Below are 1,179 nucleotides of genomic sequence, written 5' to 3' on the forward strand. Positions count from 1 at the left end.
TGTGGGAGATTCTATGTTGCAGGGGAACCCTGCAACCTTAAATTGGGTTGGTATTCGCTCTGATTTTTCATGAGGGCGAATGCCACCCGGCAAAGCTTACGGGCGAGGATGACCAAAGCCTGAGTTCTGGCTAGACCTCTTGCCAGATAGGATTCATAGAACGGTTTCCAAACAGGGGACCGACAAGCTGCCATAGCTGCATTGTGTGCAAGACGCCGTAATTCTCCGTCACCTTTTTTGCTCAAGTGGCGAGGACTGTGTTTCTTGCCTGAGTCCTTTGCCTTCAAATCCATTCCCAGAAAGGCGATGAACGCATCGGCGCTGGCGAACTCACCTCGCATATACGTAGTTGCCAAGCCCGTTGCCGTGAGTTCACCAATCCCTTCAATCGCTTTGCAGCGTCTGATGTTTTCGCTAATGCCGGCCTCTTGGCTGACTTTGCGGAGTAATTCCTGAATGGCCTGATCAAGCTGTTTGAAATGCTCCAACCCATGGGCCAAAAGATCTTCAAGGAGAGGTTCGTTTGACCAGCTCAGCATGATACTGACTCGGGCCTTCATCAGCTGCGCACGCTTGTTAAGCAGACTTTTCAACACCGTGTAGTGCCGTGGTGGTGGGCTCCAGACCCGCAGCCGGTGCTGTTCACTGGTTAGATAACGCGCCAGAAGACGTGCATCACAAGGGTCGGTTTTTGCACGCTGACCGATGCTTTCGCGGTAATGGCTCACCCGGTAAGGGTCCACGACGTAAACCCGATGCCCCATACCATGGGCCAGTTCGGCCGTGTCCAGGTGGTAGAGATTAGTGGCTTCCAGGGCGATCGAGCTTTGTGCGGGCAAGGTCTTCAGCCAACGACCTACAGACGTGCGGTCATTGTTGATGACCTGGGTAATTTCCAGATCTTCGCGATAAACAACGATTTCGGCCTTGGCCACATCGACACCAATCACCGTTGGCGAGGTAAGGATTGTCATGACGAATCCTCGGAGCTAGGGTTTAAGAGCTTGTCGGGGTCTACCGTAGCGCTGGCTTGCCTCTATCGTCGGTTTTACCGATGAATTCCTTATCGGCGCTTTAGGTAGAAAGGGCGGGACGAGAAGTCTCCCACGGTCCGTACTGGCTAGAGTCGGAATCGAGCTTTTAGTCCCGCCCACCCCTTCAAGTCTAAACATACAAGCG

Annotated in this window: 1 protein-coding gene; it reads right to left on the reverse strand. The window is 53.3% G+C overall.

Annotated features, from left to right (window positions below):
- Window positions 1-11 precede the first annotated feature (11 nt).
- A complete protein-coding gene (locus CAF77_RS28690; RefSeq protein ID WP_064378582.1) occupies window positions 12-974 on the reverse strand; it encodes an IS110 family transposase in 963 nt (320 codons plus the stop codon).
- Window positions 975-1,179: the final 205 nt, after the last annotated feature.

The sequence above is a fragment of the Pseudomonas sp. R15(2017) genome (assembly GCF_002112685.1).
Taxonomy (GTDB): Bacteria; Pseudomonadota; Gammaproteobacteria; order Pseudomonadales; family Pseudomonadaceae; genus Aquipseudomonas; species Aquipseudomonas glycinae.

Coding starts and splice junctions, on each gene's coding strand:
- CAF77_RS28690 (WP_064378582.1), bottom strand. CDS start 974: ATGACAATCCTTACCTCGCCAACGGTGATTGGTGTCGATGTGGCCAAG.